The sequence below is a fragment of the Anabaena sp. 4-3 genome, from assembly GCF_001597745.1.
In the GTDB taxonomy this organism is placed as follows: domain Bacteria; phylum Cyanobacteriota; class Cyanobacteriia; order Cyanobacteriales; family Nostocaceae; genus Trichormus.
Genome location: NZ_LUHJ01000026.1, coordinates 178,182 through 194,559 on the forward strand (window position 1 = coordinate 178,182; position 16,378 = coordinate 194,559).

Genomic DNA, 16,378 nt, shown 5'->3' on the forward strand with positions numbered 1-16,378 from the left:
ACTAATGACTAATGACTAATGACTAATGACTAATAACTAAACCCCTAAACTCAATTCCCAACTGTTGAGTTTACCGACATCTTGGGGTGCGTAGTCAATTAGCCATAACTGCCAAAGTCCTTTAGCAGACTGGGATAGTAACTGTTTGAGAATGGGGTGCGATCGCAGTGTAAATCTAGTATTTAACTGAGTCCGACATCCCAAAGTGCGATTTTGCAGCAACACCTGTTGATGATTCGGAGCAATTAAATAAATTTCTAAATCACCTAAAAAATCGTGCTGGATATTAACTGTAACTTGAATATCTTTAACTGCACTCGTTTGAGAAATAGCGATCGCACTCTTAATACCCTGTCTATTATTATCTGGTATCTCTATGGGGCGAGTATTACTCACCTTAATTTGTTGACTAGCAACTGATTTATTCGGCTGCATTTGCAAAGCAGCTTGTACAGCCCTAGCCGCATTCACCTTACCGTAACCGAACCACTGAGAATGTCCATTTTGGTTGTAAGTTCCTTCACGTAAACCCAACTGCGGGTCAGGGTCAAGGTCTATAATTTTATCTGCCGTTGTTTCTAAAATGCGTTTGACTTGTGCGGCTGTTAAGTCAGGATTTGCTGATAAAACTAACGCCGCTACTCCTGCTACTACTGGCGTAGCACTAGAAGTACCACCAAAGTTTTCTGTAAAGTTCCCTGGATCATAACCTGCCGCGCCGATTTGATCAGTTGTCAACATTCCCCTTCCCATTAGGGAACTTTGGATCATGGGTTGCGTATACAAAAAACCCTTCTCTGGAAATGACATACCCGGAGGAGCATTGTTACTAGGCGCACATACAGAAATATTAGCTCCCCAATTACTGTAGGCGGCTTTTTTGTTCATGCTAGTGGATGCCGCGACTGTCATCACATCAGGATGCACCGCAAAACCACTGAGCCAATCTGTTAAACCTCGTAAAACATTATCCGGCCAATTCTGCTCATACACAGTACCGCTAATTGGGCGGTTGGCGTTACCTGCCGCAAATAAAACTACACAACCTTTACCATTGCGTCCTTGTGTAGCGGCTCTGGTAATTGCCGCCCGTTGACGCAACGATAAGGGAAAGTAAACAGCAGCTGCCCCCCAACTACAAGAAATCACACTCGCACCTTTTTCAATTGCCCAGTTGAATATCTGCTCAATTGACTCATCATCTAAAAATCCTGTAGTACGGATGGGCATCAATGCACAACCAGGCGCAACGCCCACAATTCCCGCACTGTTTTCTTCAGCTACCGCTATCCCTGCACAGGCTGTACCGTGACTATTCGCCTTACTACCATCAGGCAAAGGTAAAAAGTCGTTTTCCCTTAAATCTCTGGGCGCGACAACTTTACCAACACCTTGAAAATCTGGGTGGTTTAAATCAAAAGAATCATCCACCACAGCCACAACCACAGAACGCACACCGCGTGTCATATCCCAAGCCTGTTCTACTGCGATATGAGAACCCGCGCTTAACTCATAACCACCGTTATGATTGAGATACCATTGCTGAGTGTAAAGGGTGTCACGGGGTTGGTAATGGGGTTCTGTTTGTATAAGTATATTCGGTTCTGCTACTAATACTTCTGGGATACCTTGCAATTGATTAGCGATTTTAACAGGGTTTGCTGTGGCGTGTTTACTCACCACAAAGACAAAAGCATTGGGTAAACCCTGGATGGGTTGATGTTGGATGAGGTGGAATGTAGCAGCAATCAGATTAATCTTGACAGTATCTACTCCATCGGCAAATTGAATTGTAATTTGGTCGCTTAAATAAACGTAAGTTCCTGGGTTATCCTGGAGTGTGTAAGCATGACTGGCAAAAGCTACATTCTCATCAGCACGAGCTTGGGCGATCGCCTCCTCGATGTGGTCAGGCGTTACCTGATATAGTTCTAGTCGAGCTTGGGTAATACTGCGCTGCCAAATACCCCAACTAACCTGCGATAATTGTTGCACAGGAAAATCGGGGACAAAACGGACGGTGAAGCAGAAGACAGCTTTCTCTAAGATTAATTCTTCCCCACCCCGTTGGAGAACTAATCCCAAGCTACTTGCTGGTACACCTGTGGTTGAAGAATCAGAGGAGTGATTGCGAGGGTTCATGACGATTCTAGTAGTTGCAGAAGCTATGGGAACTCTATAAAACCGATTTTCAGTCTAAATCACAGAAACTCAGTACGTAGCTTCGTTTTGTGAAAAACCAAAACAGAGTTAAGATACCCGAAGTTTCTCTACCTTGTTCTATTTTTTAATAGTTGTTGCACAAATTCACCCCATGAAAGTCGCTGCTCCTGCTTCTTTAGTTCGTTTAACTTCTCTATCGGTGATAGCAGTTCTTAGTCTGCTAACTCCTGTCCATGCTCAGAACCAAGTACAGCCTATCGATCCTAATAGTCCGAATAACCTACGTCCTACTGCTCAAAATGACAGCCTGTTGAGCATTGCTGGTGGAGAACGTTTGATGAAAGAGGCGGAGCAAGCTGTGGCTGCTCAAAATTACACCTTAGCTGCTAAAAAACTGCAAGAAGCACGTCAGGTTTATAATCAACTATCCAATTTCTACCAAGATTTAAACTCTAGCTTCTCTGGGATTGATATTCGCGTTTCTGATTCCCAACGTCAAAAAGCTCTCATGACTGCCCAAAAGCGGGATGAGGCAACCTATCAGTTAGCATTGGTACATCGCGCGCAAAATCAGCCAGAATTAGCTGTACCTTTGTTGATTCAAATTATTAAAAGTCAAAACCCTACACGAGAATTAGGTAAAAAAGCCTATCAGCAATTGTTTGAATTGGGTTTTGTTGATGCTCCCTATCCCAGACAAGGCGGTAGTAGTTCCTCATCCCAAAGGTAAGTAAGTCAGTTCTGTATCATTTTCTGGCTGACTGTACAAGTGGGGATTTTCTCAACTGGAAATCCTTTCCCCAGCAATTTCGCATCAGCATCTGTTCTATGATTTGCTAATATTGACACTCTCACCGCTAATTGCTAACGCAATGTAGCGGGAGATTCTTGCTTCTCAGAAACACGCTTTTTGGTACAAGTACCAACGAGTCTTACTGCTTCTCCACAAGCTTGAAATTCTGTGTGTCCCACAGTATTTGTTGTTAGTATTCTTATCCCTTCTGCTCTCAAGTTCCGTGAAGCATTTTCATCTCTGTCATGGGTTGTTTGGCAACTTGGACAAATCCACTCACGGATACTTAAGTTCAGCAAATCATTCTTATATCCGCAACAGAAACAAAGCTTTGTACTGGGAAAGAATCTGTCAACTTGGATAAATTTACTCCCCTCTCTCTCTAGTTTGTAGCTAATGAAATTAAGCAGTATACCAAAACCAGCATCATGTACAGTTAAAAAATTACGTTGAGAAACAAGAACAACCAAAATAATGATTCGCTGCGCTCAATTTTTATGTTGGTCGCAATTCATCATCCCGTTAAGTCTAGCGACTGTAACGGGAGTCCTCTTGCTCCATTAAGATAGAAAAGTAAGTTTTTCAGGAATTGCGATGATTACTCCGCAGCAGGTTGAGACAATGATCAAAGCGGAACTGCCAGATGCTCAGGTTCAAGTGCAAGACTTGACTGGTGGTGGTGATCACTATCAGGTGACAGTCGTCTCATCGCAGTTTGCAAGTAAGGGACTGGTGCAACAGCATCAGTTAGTCTATGGTGCGTTGCGTCAAGCTATGTCTACTGAAGCTATCCACGCCTTGGCATTAAAAACCTATACTCCCGAAGCTTGGCAAGCAACAGCCGCTTCCTAGAATCAATAGTCCAATATTCCAGTTTGATCGCTGAAATCTCGACTATTGACTATTTATGCTCTTGACTCTTGACTATTAACAAAACTAGGAAACACAAAAGCCATGACACCAGAAACCAAAGCGAAAATTGATAACTTAATCGCACAAAATAAAATTATGGTTTTCATGAAGGGAACCAAGTTGATGCCTCAATGCGGTTTCTCTAACAACGTTGTGCAGATTCTCAATACTCTGGGAGTTCCCTTTGAAACCTTTGATGTCCTTAGCGACTACGACGTTCGTCAGAGTATTAAAGAATATTCCAACTGGCCGACTATTCCCCAAGTATATATTGATGGTCAGTTCATCGGCGGTTCTGACATCATGATTGAACTCTACCAAAATGGTGAGTTGCAACAAATGGTAGAAGTCGCACTAGCTTCATAATATTTTTTATGGACGGGGAACTCTTAACAGGACATAGGGAACAGGAGATATCTGTGTAGACACGCATAGCGGGGCTTCTCTTAGAGATGGGGGTTTAAATCCCCCATCTAGACTTGCCGCCTGTGGGTGGTGACTCTAACCCTAGCCTGGGGAGAGTTAACTTCCCTTGCCACAAGTTTTTCCTTCCAACCCTATTTCTTCTCTGTTCCCTGTTCCCTGTTAAGAGTTCCCTCTCGCGCAGGGAGATAACTTTTTGATTCCCAAAATTCACACTAGCGTAGTGCTTGACCTGTGCAGATAATATGTTATAATCATCTGCGGCTAGAGAGGTGATTTACACCTTTGAGTAGCTGTTAATAATAATCAGGCTGTGGTTGTGGTTGTACCATGACGAAATTTGAAGCATCGTACAGGTAGCGGCTAGCTTCTTCCTCCAAACGGTGAATCAGATAAGGTTCAATCACGTTACTGTGTCGCAGCGCGGCTAGATATCCATCCAAATACATCCTCATGTCATCCGTGCGATAACCGCGATTCCATAACTCGACGAAGGCATCGGTAATGCGTTGGTAGTAGCGGATGGTTTGTGTGTCTTGGAGCATAACTGCTTTTTGATCTCTTTGGAATGAGAATTGTAATTGATTCAGACTAAAAAGTGAAGTGTTATTTATTCTTGGAAATCGATAACAATTGTTTGGATCTGCTTGTGGCAATCTCTCCAGCAGCTACAGTATAGTTAAATCCTATTCCATAAAAATCGCAACCAGATGTTGTTATAAGGTATTTTTATAGTTAGTTTTGGTACAGTAGCCAGAGTGGATGAGACTGTGTAAGTATTAATTCATTCAGAGCGCAGTTAGCTCTAGAATGGCAAAGATTGGCTGGGCTTATAGTAGAGTTTTGGCAAATTGTCCTCATTCAAAAGTAGGATGTTTACCGGAAACAACCTTTGATTTAGTCTAACAAAAATTGCCGAATATGACTAACTCAGTCTTGGGTAAGAGATGAATTCACCGAATCACCAACACTTCTGATCAGGAAATGTCAAGGGAATTGCACTTGGAGTAACAAAGACTACAAAACCTTGAGCATGGGCTTGTTACTTTGAAATTCATCGACGCTAAGGGATTTTGCAGCCGTGGGTTCGGTTTGTATTGAAATCGTAGAGGGGAATCCCCATCTAAGGTCGTTGCTGGGCTGGCACTTGCAACAGTTGGAGTATAGGGTACATCAGGCAGCTAGCATATATCAAGCAAGAGAACTGTTTTTAAGCCATCAACCGACTTTAGTTATTTTAGATGCTGATTTGCCAGATGGCGACGGCATGGAGTTTTGTCGTTGGTTACATCGCCAGCAACAGCCTTTAATCTTAATGCTATCTGCTCGGAGCAACGAAGCGGATATTGTGGCAGGTTTAAAAGCTGGAGCCGATGACTATTTGAGTAAGCCGTTTGGAATGCAGGAGTTTTTGGCGCGGGTAGAGGCTTTAATTCGCCGTAAGCGCACACCAACAGCACCTGCTTATTTGGATTATGGGAGTTTGCAAATTGATTTAGTGCAGCGACGGGTTCGTTTCCAAGGGGAGTTTATTGATTTAACGCCCCAGGAGTTTAGTTTACTGTACGTTTTGGCGCAAGCTGGAGGAGTGCCGTTAAGTCGCTCGGAACTATTGCGCCGTGCTTGGCCGGATGCTATTGATAATCCACGTACCATTGACACTCATGTTTTATCGCTACGCAAAAAAGTAGAACTTGATCCCCGTCAACCTAGCCTGATTCAGACTATCCGTAACGTGGGATACCGATTTAACATGGAAATTTTGAATGCTAATCTTCCCCAAACACAAACTAAGTTAGCTAAGGAGAGGTTTAGTAATCCACGCTCGACTTTGAGTGGACAAATATCATAGAAAAAAACCGTCAATTGCTGCGCCCAGGTTAATTTAAAATTTCAAGGTCAGGAGGCAAGAGATTTTTGCATTTTTAAGTTATCTGCACATTCGAGATTACCAGACTAGAAAATTGCCAAAAAAATCAGCCTCACTGCTTGTGAGTTTTAAATGTTGAGTGTTGGGACTAACTCCATTCTGCATCTGCTTGCGCTGTGGCGTGCATCAACCTTTGTCGCAAGTCAACCCAGTCAATGTTAGCGGCTGTTTGATTTACTAATACACGTCCTTGCTGTAGGTATAACAGCCGATGACAAAACATCTGGGTGAAGTCGAGTTGGTTATTCACCATCAAAATTGTTGTTTGATGGGTGTGTGTGAGTTGGGTTAAGACTTGCATCAGATGGGAGGCGGTATTGATATCTAAAGCAGAGGTTGGCTCATCTAACAGGAGAATTTTCGGTTGAATGACTAAAGCACGGGCGATCGCTACTAGCTGTCTTTGTCCAACCGAAAGTTGTAATTCAGTGCGTCCTAACCAATCATGGGGAATTTGCAGTTGTTCTGTCCAGTGATTGACTCTTTGCTGAATTGTCTGTTTAGGTAAACCACGCAAAACTAAAGGATAAGCCAAGGCTTGCTGAACTGTCATCCCCAGTAGCCTTGGCTCTTGTAATACCAACATCACCATCTGGCGCAGTTGAACCGCCGGGATTTGGCGATATTCTTGATTTTCTAGATAAATTTTGCCGCTATTGGGTTCACTGAGGCGGTTAATTAATCTTAATAAAGAAGTTTTACCGGCACCAGTAGGGCCGACAATGGCTAAACGTTCTCCAGATGATACCTCAAAGGAAATATCTTGCAATATGGGGTATCCCTGGAGTTGAGTTTTGAGCTTGGCAAATAAATTAACTTGCTCTAGCTGTATTTGGGCTGTCACGTCGCTTCGCTCCGAATTCAAAATTCTCTCATTCAAAATTCAAAATGAAAGTCTGGTGTAGGGTGCGTCAGCAGCGAGAATTGGCGAAACAATCACAGATTTTCTACATCTGACGCACCCTACTAATGTGCCAGTGGCGTAAGTCCTGGTTTAGCTGAAACTATTCCTAACTGGAGCGAACCAAGCTAGAGATTGCTTGCACTAAATTGTTTGGCTCTATTGGCTTAGAGATATGCTTTTGGAAACCAGCTTTTAATGCTTGTTGCTGATTCATTTCCCCGGCGTAAGCAGTCAGAGCGATCGCTTTTATCTGCCCACCTTGCTCTGATGACAATTTTCTCACTTGCTGGATGAACATATAACCATCCATATCAGGCATTCCGATGTCACTCAGTAACACATCAGGTTGAGACTGTGGCAAAACCAGGAGTGCTTCAGATGCGGAAGACACAGATGTGACACTCGCGCCATAATTCTCCAACAGGATAGCAATGAACAGTCGTGTGTCGGTATCGTCATCCACTACTAAAACTTTTACACCACTCAAATCTAGAGATGGATCAAGTAGTTTACCATCCTGGTTGATTGTCGATTGAGTAGGCATTAGGGGTATGCGGATTGTAAAGGTTGCGCCTTGCTCAATACCGGGACTTTCTGCCTGAATTGTTCCACCATGCAATTCTACCAAGTGACGGGCGATCGCTAACCCTAATCCCAGCCCTCCAAACTTTCTGGTAGTAGTAGAATCTGCTTGGCGGAAGTAGTCAAACACATAGGGCAGAAATTCAGCATCAATACCCTTGCCTGTATCGCTGACGGTAATTTGAGCATAGGAGGATGTAGAAACAGGGAGGCGTGTTGAGGCGGCAAGTTTTTCTAGATTCGCGTCTTTAATTTGTTCCAAGCGGATGCTGACTTCTCCCCCTTCAGGCGTGAACTTCACAGCGTTTGAAAGCAGATTCCAGATTACTTGTTGTAGCCGAGTCGAATCACCCGCCACCTTACCCACATAGGGTTGAATCACTGCTTGCACCTTGATTGATTTAGCTTGGGCTGCCACTTGTACAGTTTCTACAGCCGCAGCGATCGCAGTTGCTAAATCCACCGGAGCCACATTCAAGCTGAGTCTGCCCTGTAAAATTCGGGAAACATCGAGAAGATCCTCAATCAGTTCCGATTGTAACTTGGCATTGCGTTCAATGGTTTCCAAACCTTGCGCTATCTTTGCTTCATTCAACTTTTGTCGGCGAAGTAAATTAGACCAACCCAGAATAGAATTAAGGGGGGTGCGTAACTCGTGGGAAAGTACCGCCAAAAATTCATCTTTGACACGGTTTGCCGCTTGGGCTTGTTCCCGTAGTGCTTCTGCTGCTGACCTTGCTTGCTGCTGTGCTTCGTATAACCGGGCATTCTCAACGGCGATTGATGCCATCTGTGCCAACTGCACAAGAATAGCTTCATCGGTGGCGTTAAACTCACCTTTACATTTATCTGAAAGCTGAATCAAGCCGATATTATGCCCGTCTCGTCCCATCAGGGGTGCTGCCAGCAAGCCCCGCAGAGGCGGATGATGTTTGGTTTCCTGGCCGAAGTCTTCCCACAGGGGATGAGCGTTCAGTTCGGCTTGTGTCATCCGCATCGGGCGATTGGAGTGACAAACACAGCCGTAGATTCCCGACCCGTTTGGCTTTTCGTGGTAGTCTCGCCAATGTGCATACTTATCAGACAGGTAAACAGCGTTAATTGCCTGCGCCCAATTTTCGTCAATAGTCATGCTAGTGACAGCTTGGTGAGTGCCAATAATTGATGCTGCCTGATCGGTGATTACTTGCAAAACTTCTTGAATAGAAAGAGCCGAATTGATTGCCAGCGATGCTTTTGTCAATCCCTGCAATTGGTTGGCATAATTTCGTTCACGGGCAAAGAGTTTTTCGCGCTCGGCTTCTGCGTGTTTGTGGTTGGTAATGTCAATAAATAACCCATCCCATACGTCTCCTTCTGGTGTTGGCACAGCACGGGAATTGCCCTGAATCCATTTGGATTTACCTGATGGCGTGATGATCCGCCCTTCCCACCGCCAGGGTAGGAAGTGCTGGACAGCATAATCCACAGAGGTTTCAAATGATGGTAAATCCTCTGGATGAATTAAGCTCACAAAGGAATCGGCATCTTGTAAAATGGTTTCTGGCTCTAGTTCCAAGAGTTCACGGGAGCAAGAACTCACAAAACTAAACCGATGCGGAGTATTCGCATCAACTTTAGGCGAGTAGCGATATACCATACCTGGCACGTTTGCCACCAGTGCCTCAAACCGAGTTTGACTGTGTTGCAGTGCTTCACGGATGGCTTTCTCTTGAGAGACAGCTTTCATAGCCGTTTGGCGTAGATGCTGCATACTTTGTAAGGCGGAGGCGGTAAATCTCGCCAAACTGTTCATCAGCCGATGATCCTCAGCATCAAACCGTCGTGCCTCATGATGGGAACAAATCCACAGCACACCCAATGGTTGCTCGTTGACAAATAGCGGAATTAGCAAACCTTCAACAATGGGAAACTGCGGATGGTGCAGATAGGTAAAATAGCGTTCAGGATAGGTGTAAAGTTGGGTCTGTTTAGATTGAATTGTGCTACTACAAGGACTAAAGTTACCTGGTATGATAGTTTGTTCTAGAAACTCTAATGAGCCAGCGATCGCTACCCAGCAAAATCTAGATTCACCATTGGGTACTGTTTCCAGTAAGCTGACTCCGGCACTATCAGCTTGACATAGCTCTACTGCAATCTCCACAAGACTTTTAAGTATAGATTGCGGCTCATCCATCAGTTGTTGAGCAAGCCTATGCAGGGCTTGATTTTCAACCGCTAAATCTGCCTGTCTCGCTGGACGACTAGCTAGTGCTGCTGTAATCAAAACGTCAGCTTCCGTAATTCCCGAAATATAGTTTTGGGATAAACGCATTAATATATACGCAACCCGACTGCGTTTAACTGAAATAAAAACTTATAAGTAATTATTATGATAGCAAGTTAATTCCTACATATTCGGATATTATGGAATTATCTTTGGTTAAAAAAAATTAATTTAGTTAGTTTGTTAAATTATTTAATATTAAGTTTTTTCAGTTTCAGAGTATCGTAGACTCCGCGCTCAACAGGAGTAGCGCGGAGTAGTTGACTAGATAGCTAAAGCTGTGGTGATAGTCCAAGCATCAACCAACAACAACAGTAATGTAAATCCTAGTAAAATTAGATACATCCAAGGTTGCGCCAACGGGCGAACATCTGTAGTATCTATACCTGTTTTAGCTTGGACTATATTTACTAACCGGGCAAATCCCGCTACTCGCATCGGTAGTAAATAAGCCTTGCCATCTTGACTGAGAAAATAATAAACTAATCCTCCTTGACCAGTAGAACGAGGTTTGATTTGTTTTATCTCTGACCAAGGTAAAAACCAACCCTTGCGGAAGAAAGAAGGAACCCAAACAGGGTAAGCAACCTGTATTCCTTGTTCATCTAAAACTACTCGTTCCGTCAACACTGCATATAAACCCACAAAACCAATGCAAATTCCCACCCATAACAAAGCGGGGGGTGTGGGTGCGGCTGTGGCTTCGGCTAGAAAAGGTAATGGTACTGTGAGTGCTACATAAAGACTCAACAGTGTAATCCGAATTAAGGGAGATAAACGAAAAATAGACGCTGAAGCATTAGCTGAGTTTACTGTCACGGCTCAATCATCAATTATAAGCTTTTAACTTCAGTCTAACTAGGAAGTGGGCAGTTATTAGTCATTAGTCCCCCCACTCCCTCATCCCCCTCATCCCTCTGCTCCCCTGCTCCCTCATTTCTCTCAAGGTAAATACTTTTGTACTACACTCCAGCCAGTGAGTGACACCCAAGCAAAGCCCAAACATAGAATAATATTCACACTGACGTGTAAACGTCTAGCCCAAGGGCGACTAGGACTAATTTGTGTTGCACTCACAGCCGACACCAGAACTAATACGACGACGGTTAAACCAGCCGCCAAGTGTGGCGAGTGTCCTAATGAACCAAAGTGACCTAAAGTACCAACAATACCAATAGCTAGGAGTAACAGCACTAAACTAACCATGCTGATACCGATGATATAGTGGAGCGATCGCCATTCGCGTAGCGTCCCGCAGGGAAGGCGGGGCGCAGCCCATCGCACTCCGGTTCTATTAACCTGCCAAAAATTACTGACATTGTGATCATTTCTCACCAGCCACATCCAAACGCCTGTAACTGCTAACAGCAAATAAGCCAGTATCGACAATCCCATCGACCAAGCAGCTATTTTCCACAACCAGAGAAATGAAGGTAGGTGCATAAAGTTTTATTTTACAGGAAACTGGGGACTGGGGACTGGGGACTGGGGATTGGGGATTGGGGGGACTAATGACTAATGACTAATGACTAATGACTAATGACTAACCAATAAAAAAGGCTGCTGAATTCAGCAACCCTTGAATGAGCAAAACTATTTTGTTAATCAATTGATGATAAACCAGCTGTTGTTAAGGGTTTCGTTGTATCACCGAGTTTTGTATTTTTTGACGGCACAATCGATTGTGTACTAATCGGGTCTGCACCTATTGTATCTGTATTAAACTCACTACTGCTCGGCTCGTCAATGATCAGGCGATCGCACGGGATGGTATCTGATAAAATCGCACTTGCCATCATTCCCGTATGAATCTCCATCTGAGCATCTAGAGGAGCTTCAAACACGAGGCGTTGTCCAGGAAAAACCACCCTTTCAAAATACCAGTTTGGAATATTGGAGATGCGAGCCACCTGAATTTTGCTCGTGGCATTAACGTAGCAGCAGAGAATTTTCCCCGATTGCTCAGGTGGTAGAGGGTCTAATATTTGAGCCATAACTGCTGAGGAGCTTTACGCCACAATTTTACATTACACCAGCAAAGTTAACACTTGCTGATCCCCATCTGCTGTAACTCCGACTACCAACTGAAAATTTCTACGTTATTTCTATCTAAAGATATGTTCAAGTTATGAAATTTTTATACAAAGAAATTTATTCCCAATAATTATACACTATAACTGAAATTTTGTTGAATTTTCTGACTGAATTAAGCAACAGTTCATTCCCACTCGCCACTATTGAGAGTCGATATCGTGATGATTTGTTTTTATCTATCCCACAACTGAGGAGCAGGGATCATCGCTTAACAAATGAACTCAATGTTATGGTAAAGATATATGAAAATTTTCCTCATCAGACCTCATCTATATTAATGATGTCAAGCAAATCGCATTATCAGGAATCTGCCAAAAAGTCAAGCATGACTGAAGCAACTGGCACAACCAACCCATACTCAAGGAACTAATTCTTGAGACTTTCCCCGACAACTGGCAAGATGGAAGTTAAAACACCGATGATGGAAAATAGAATTCTCTATGTTCGCCTTCCTTGTAACCCCATCTTTCCCATTGGGGTTGTATATTTGAGCGATCATGTCCACAAAGTTTTTCCCAATATCGAACAACGGATTTTTGATTTGGGAACTGTACCACCTTTAGACTACGGCTCGGCACTAGATCGTTGTATTGATGAATTTCAACCAACTTTATTAGTATTCTCTTGGCGGGATATACAAATTTATGCCCCAGTGGGTGGGCGTGGTGGCAATCCTCTACAAAATGCGTTTGAATTTTACTATGCCAAGAATCCCCTGATTAAATTACGGGGAGCATTGGGTGGTTTACGTATCTTTATCGCCTATTATGTAGAGTTATGGCGCAACCTAGGATTAATTAAACGCGGCTTAAAACGCGCCCGCCAATATCATCAGGATGCCCGTGCTGTTGTCGGTGGTGGTGCAGTCAGCGTATTTTACGAACAGTTAGGTAAAAGCTTACCCGCAGGAACAATCATTTCTGTAGGTGAAGGTGAAACCTTGCTGGAAAAATTCCTCAGTGGCAGAGAGTTTCGTGACGAACGTTGTTATGTAGTGGGAGAAGATAAACCACGCCCTAGACTTATTCACGAACAACCCACCCCACTAGAAAAAACTGCCTGTAACTACGATTACATAGAAAGCATCTGGCCAGAGTTCAACTATTACCTGCAAGAAAAAGACTTTTACATTGGTGTACAAACTAAACGCGGTTGTCCCCACAATTGCTGTTACTGTGTTTACACCGTTGTCGAAGGTAAACAAGTACGCATTAATCCAGCCGACGAAGTGGTGGCGGAAATACGTCAACTCTATAATCGCGGGATTCGCAACTTCTGGTTTACTGATGCCCAATTTATCCCGGCGCGGAGATTCATCGACGATGCTGTAGAACTATTACAGAAAATTGTCGATTCCGGCATGACAGATATTCATTGGGCAGCATACATCAGAGCCGACAACTTAACACCAGAGTTGTGTGATTTGATGGCAAAAACCGGGATGAATTACTTTGAAATCGGTATTACTAGCGGTTCTCAGGAACTCGTGCGAAAAATGCGGATGGGGTATAACCTGCGTACCGTCTTGCAAAATTGCCGAGACTTGAAAGCAGCTGGTTTTAATGATTTAGTTTCCGTCAATTACTCCTTTAACGTGATTGATGAACGTCCCGAAACTATCCGCCAAACCATCGCCTACCACCGGGAACTAGAAAAGATTTTCGGCGCGGATAAAGTCGAACCAGCGATTTTCTTCATCGGATTACAACCCCACACCCATCTAGAAGAATATGCCTTCAAAGAAGGGATACTCAAACCAGGGTATAATCCCATGAGTTTGATGCCGTGGACAGCTAAAAAACTGCTGTGGAATCCTGAACCCCTGGGTTCATTCTTTGGTGAAGTTTGCTTACAAGCTTGGCGACAAAACCCCAATGACTTCGGCAGGGAAGTCATGAAAATCTTAGAAGAAAGATTGGGATGTGCCGATTTAGAAGAGGCTTTGTCAGCACCCATTCAACCGAAAGAAAAACAGTTAGCTGGCGTATCTTAGAATTAGGGATTGGGGACTGGGGACTGGGGACTGGTGACTGGTGACTGGTGACTGGGTAAAAGTTTTTCTTCCTCTGCTCCTTTGCTCCTTATCCCCCTCATCTCCCTCATCCCCCCTTACCCCCCTGCTTCCTCTGCTGTTCTTGCCACTAAAGCTTATGTTAGAAGGTTCGATTTTACAACAACTGGAAACAGCCCATCGTCAAAGTATTAGGCCGATTCGCTTGGGGGTGTATTACAAAAATACCCTGGTTTCTTTGTGCCATGCTTTAGAAGACCATATATTAAGCGATGACAGTACACCGTTGGTAATTACTGCCTTCCAACGGGGAAAGTGGTACTTGCAAGAAGCAGAAAGATATGCAGACATTGCTAAGTCTAGCCGCCAGATTGTGATTATGGCAGCACCGGAGACAGGCTTTGCTGAACATCCTACTAGCCAATTGCCAAATGTGGACTTGGTAGGATTAGATGAGGCTGATCCGGTAGCGCAGGAATGGCATTTAATTATTCTGTCGCCGAAATACACAGCTATGGTACTTTGTCAAGAGTTATCGGCGGCGGATTATGGGGTAGGGGGTGTACCTAGTTCGGATTTAGAGCGTAAATTCTATGGCTTGTGGACATTTGAGCCGGAATTGGTGAGAAAAACGGCGGAGTTAGCGATCGCCCACATTCAGCAGTACAATCCAGAATTAGCGGCAAAACTGACAACTTTACACCAGGCAATTTCACCGTCTGTAATTACCTCACAAGACTTGAGTACAGTTGTCTCCCGTGTTGTGGATTATCTCCAGACAGGGCAAGAACAATTATCTATACCCACAGCAACACACCAGCACGCCCTAGATAAAAACTTGCTTTCCAACGAAGTACAAGCATTTTTGCGGATGGCTCAGTTGATGGATATGGCAGATGTCAACAACCCAGCCGCCGCCGCAGAAGTCGCCGCCCTAGCTGAAACAATGGGGCAACTTTTAGATTTACCTGCATGGCAAATCAAGCGACTAAAACTAGCAGCATTATTACACCGCATAGATCCACTCCGCACCACCAAAAGCGTGCTGACTCCCGGTACATCCAAACGCCACGACGAAACAGCCCCCAGTTTACCCTTGAGTTGTCCTTTAGTACCAGGGGCGCAAGTTTTGCGAACGATGCCCAGACTGCGAGCGGTGGCGCAAATTATCACCCATCAAACCGAATGGTGGAATGGTACAGGAGAACCAGCCGGGTTAGCTGGCGATGAAATTCCTCTAGAGTCGAGAATTTTGGCTTTAGTTGCCGAGTTTCAGGAGAAAGTTCATCAGAAAAAATCTTTACAACTGAGTCGAGAAGAGATATTTACCCAAGCTTTGGCTGAATGTAGGCAACAAGGCGATCGCTTTGATCCTAAACTGGTAGATGCCCTAACTGTATTAGTAATGGGCTTGCAACAGGGACTAGACTTACCCCTAATGACAAGCAAAGTCAGCACAGGTATGTGGTTGTTAGATTCCCGATGGGATAGCCAAAACCAGAGAAATCAAGAGATTAGTAATTACCGCCAATGAATATAGAAGCCATTAGACAAGGAAAAATTAAACAACTGCCAGGGGCTAATTTAGAAGATGAAGAACTATCTCAATTAGATTTAAGCCGCATCAATTTAGCTGGTGCTACCCTTGTCGGTACTAATTTTGCAGGTTCTAAACTCGAAGGCGGACATTTAGAAGGCGCGAATTTGATGGGCGCAAATCTCCAAGCTACCGACTTACGGGCGAACCTCATGGGAGCTAACCTGATGCAAGCCGATTTAACAGGCGCAGACTTAAGAGGCAGCAACTTGAGAGGTAGCAGCTTAATGGGCGCGACACTCAGCGAAGTGTCTTTAGCTGGTGCATTCTTGAGTGGTGCGAACTTAATGAATGTTAACCTACAAGGCGTTGACTTGCGTGGTGCTGACTTAAGGGGTGCTAACCTCACAGGTGCTAATCTCAAAGGTGCAGACTTAAGCCGTGCTGACTTGCAAGGAGCGTTGTTAAGTGAAGCTAATTTAGAAGAAGCTGACTTACGCGGCGCGAATTTAGCAGGAGCAAATTTAACAGGTGCTAACTTACTTTGTGCAGAATTAGAAGGCGCAAATTTGAATGGTGTTAATTTAGCAAAAGCCTGTGTAGTAGGTACGATGCTGGAAAAAGTTTCTTAACTCAGTAGAGAGATAATATCTGGTATCTTTGGAAATTCCCACAAATGCTACTATTATTGGTTATTTCTCAGCTTTTCAGCCAAAAAAGCTCAAGTATAAATACTTGAGCCTCTACTAAGTCAAATTAA

The 16,378-nt window shown here is 43.9% G+C and carries 14 protein-coding genes and 1 pseudogene; 7 read left to right on the plus strand and 8 right to left on the minus strand.

Annotated elements, in window-relative coordinates:
• Nucleotides 1-36: 36 nt before the first annotated feature.
• The gene (locus A3775_RS07410) at nt 37-2,142 is read right to left on the minus strand and encodes a S8 family serine peptidase (protein WP_066424391.1); all 2,106 of its coding nucleotides are present in this window, start codon (nt 2,140-2,142) and stop codon (nt 37-39) included.
• 172 nt (nt 2,143-2,314) lie between these two features.
• On the opposite strand from A3775_RS07410, the gene A3775_RS07415 reads away from it, so the two are divergent.
• On the plus strand, nt 2,315-2,893 hold the full coding sequence (locus A3775_RS07415; RefSeq protein ID WP_066377924.1) for a hypothetical protein: 579 nt from the start codon (nt 2,315-2,317) through the stop codon (nt 2,891-2,893).
• Nucleotides 2,894-3,180: 287 nt separating this feature from the next.
• On the opposite strand, the pseudogene A3775_RS24980 reads toward A3775_RS07415, so the two are convergent.
• Nucleotides 3,181-3,426, minus strand: a pseudogene (locus A3775_RS24980) (zinc ribbon domain-containing protein); the annotation flags it as partial.
• 124 nt (nt 3,427-3,550) lie between these two features.
• Between A3775_RS24980 and A3775_RS07420 the strand changes: the two are divergent.
• Together A3775_RS07420 and grxD are read left to right on the plus strand one after the other, a co-directional pair.
• On the plus strand, nt 3,551-3,808 hold the full coding sequence (locus A3775_RS07420; protein WP_066377922.1) for a BolA family protein: 258 nt from the start codon (nt 3,551-3,553) through the stop codon (nt 3,806-3,808).
• A gap of 102 nt (nt 3,809-3,910) precedes the next feature.
• Nucleotides 3,911-4,234: a Grx4 family monothiol glutaredoxin gene (gene grxD / locus A3775_RS07425; RefSeq protein ID WP_066377921.1), complete on the plus strand. Its 324-nt coding sequence runs from the start codon at nt 3,911-3,913 to the stop codon at nt 4,232-4,234.
• Between the two features lie 353 nt (nt 4,235-4,587).
• Here grxD and A3775_RS07430 read toward each other — a convergent pair whose 3' ends face one another.
• The gene (locus tag A3775_RS07430) at nt 4,588-4,836 is read right to left on the minus strand and encodes a DUF6761 family protein (protein ID WP_066377919.1); all 249 of its coding nucleotides are present in this window, start codon (nt 4,834-4,836) and stop codon (nt 4,588-4,590) included.
• Nucleotides 4,837-5,372: 536 nt separating this feature from the next.
• On the opposite strand from A3775_RS07430, the gene A3775_RS07435 reads away from it, so the two are divergent.
• Nucleotides 5,373-6,143, plus strand: a complete 771-nt coding sequence (locus A3775_RS07435) for a response regulator transcription factor (protein WP_066377918.1) — start codon at nt 5,373-5,375, stop codon at nt 6,141-6,143.
• 166 nt (nt 6,144-6,309) lie between these two features.
• Here A3775_RS07435 and A3775_RS07440 read toward each other — a convergent pair whose 3' ends face one another.
• The 5 genes from A3775_RS07440 to A3775_RS07460 form a co-directional block, all read right to left on the minus strand.
• Nucleotides 6,310-7,065: an ATP-binding cassette domain-containing protein gene (locus A3775_RS07440; RefSeq protein WP_066377917.1), complete on the minus strand. Its 756-nt coding sequence runs from the start codon at nt 7,063-7,065 to the stop codon at nt 6,310-6,312.
• A gap of 166 nt (nt 7,066-7,231) precedes the next feature.
• On the minus strand, nt 7,232-10,024 hold the full coding sequence (locus A3775_RS07445; protein ID WP_066424392.1) for an ATP-binding protein: 2,793 nt from the start codon (nt 10,022-10,024) through the stop codon (nt 7,232-7,234).
• A 216-nt stretch (nt 10,025-10,240) separates the two neighbouring features.
• The gene (locus A3775_RS07450; RefSeq protein WP_066377913.1) at nt 10,241-10,795 is read right to left on the minus strand and encodes a hypothetical protein; all 555 of its coding nucleotides are present in this window, start codon (nt 10,793-10,795) and stop codon (nt 10,241-10,243) included.
• A 123-nt stretch (nt 10,796-10,918) separates the two neighbouring features.
• A complete protein-coding gene (locus tag A3775_RS07455) occupies nt 10,919-11,419 on the minus strand; it encodes a DUF4079 domain-containing protein (protein ID WP_066377911.1) in 501 nt (166 codons plus the stop codon).
• A 158-nt stretch (nt 11,420-11,577) separates the two neighbouring features.
• Entirely contained in the window at nt 11,578-11,970 is a 393-nt protein-coding gene (locus A3775_RS07460) for a DUF1830 domain-containing protein (RefSeq protein WP_066377910.1), read from the minus strand.
• A gap of 500 nt (nt 11,971-12,470) precedes the next feature.
• On the opposite strand from A3775_RS07460, the gene A3775_RS07465 reads away from it, so the two are divergent.
• The 3 genes from A3775_RS07465 to A3775_RS07475 all read left to right on the plus strand — a co-directional run bounded on the left by A3775_RS07465 (nt 12,471) and on the right by A3775_RS07475 (nt 16,250).
• On the plus strand, nt 12,471-14,063 hold the full coding sequence (locus A3775_RS07465; RefSeq protein ID WP_066424393.1) for a photosystem II high light acclimation radical SAM protein: 1,593 nt from the start codon (nt 12,471-12,473) through the stop codon (nt 14,061-14,063).
• Between the two features lie 157 nt (nt 14,064-14,220).
• The gene (locus A3775_RS07470; RefSeq protein WP_066377908.1) at nt 14,221-15,615 is read left to right on the plus strand and encodes a DICT sensory domain-containing protein; all 1,395 of its coding nucleotides are present in this window, start codon (nt 14,221-14,223) and stop codon (nt 15,613-15,615) included.
• Nucleotides 15,612-16,250, plus strand: coding sequence for a pentapeptide repeat-containing protein (locus A3775_RS07475; RefSeq protein WP_066377907.1), 639 nt, complete (start codon nt 15,612-15,614; stop codon nt 16,248-16,250). The genes A3775_RS07470 and A3775_RS07475 overlap by 4 nt, the downstream gene beginning before the upstream one ends.
• The last annotated feature ends 128 nt before the right edge of the window (nt 16,251-16,378 follow it).

Bases quoted from the DNA above. Each gene is read 5' to 3' on its own strand.
- A3775_RS07460 (WP_066377910.1), bottom strand. From the start codon at position 11,970: ATGGCTCAAATATTAGACCCTCTACCACCTGAGCAATCGGGGAAAATT.
- A3775_RS07470 (WP_066377908.1), top strand. From the start codon at position 14,221: ATGTTAGAAGGTTCGATTTTACAACAACTGGAAACAGCCCATCGTCAA.
- A3775_RS07475 (WP_066377907.1), top strand. From the start codon at position 15,612: ATGAATATAGAAGCCATTAGACAAGGAAAAATTAAACAACTGCCAGGG.
- A3775_RS07430 (WP_066377919.1), bottom strand. From the start codon at position 4,836: ATGCTCCAAGACACACAAACCATCCGCTACTACCAACGCATTACCGAT.
- A3775_RS07415 (WP_066377924.1), top strand. From the start codon at position 2,315: ATGAAAGTCGCTGCTCCTGCTTCTTTAGTTCGTTTAACTTCTCTATCG.
- A3775_RS07445 (WP_066424392.1), bottom strand. From the start codon at position 10,024: ATGCGTTTATCCCAAAACTATATTTCGGGAATTACGGAAGCTGACGTT.
- A3775_RS07465 (WP_066424393.1), top strand. From the start codon at position 12,471: ATGGAAGTTAAAACACCGATGATGGAAAATAGAATTCTCTATGTTCGC.
- grxD (WP_066377921.1), top strand. From the start codon at position 3,911: ATGACACCAGAAACCAAAGCGAAAATTGATAACTTAATCGCACAAAAT.
- A3775_RS07420 (WP_066377922.1), top strand. From the start codon at position 3,551: ATGATTACTCCGCAGCAGGTTGAGACAATGATCAAAGCGGAACTGCCA.
- A3775_RS07410 (WP_066424391.1), bottom strand. From the start codon at position 2,142: ATGAACCCTCGCAATCACTCCTCTGATTCTTCAACCACAGGTGTACCA.
- A3775_RS07455 (WP_066377911.1), bottom strand. From the start codon at position 11,419: ATGCACCTACCTTCATTTCTCTGGTTGTGGAAAATAGCTGCTTGGTCG.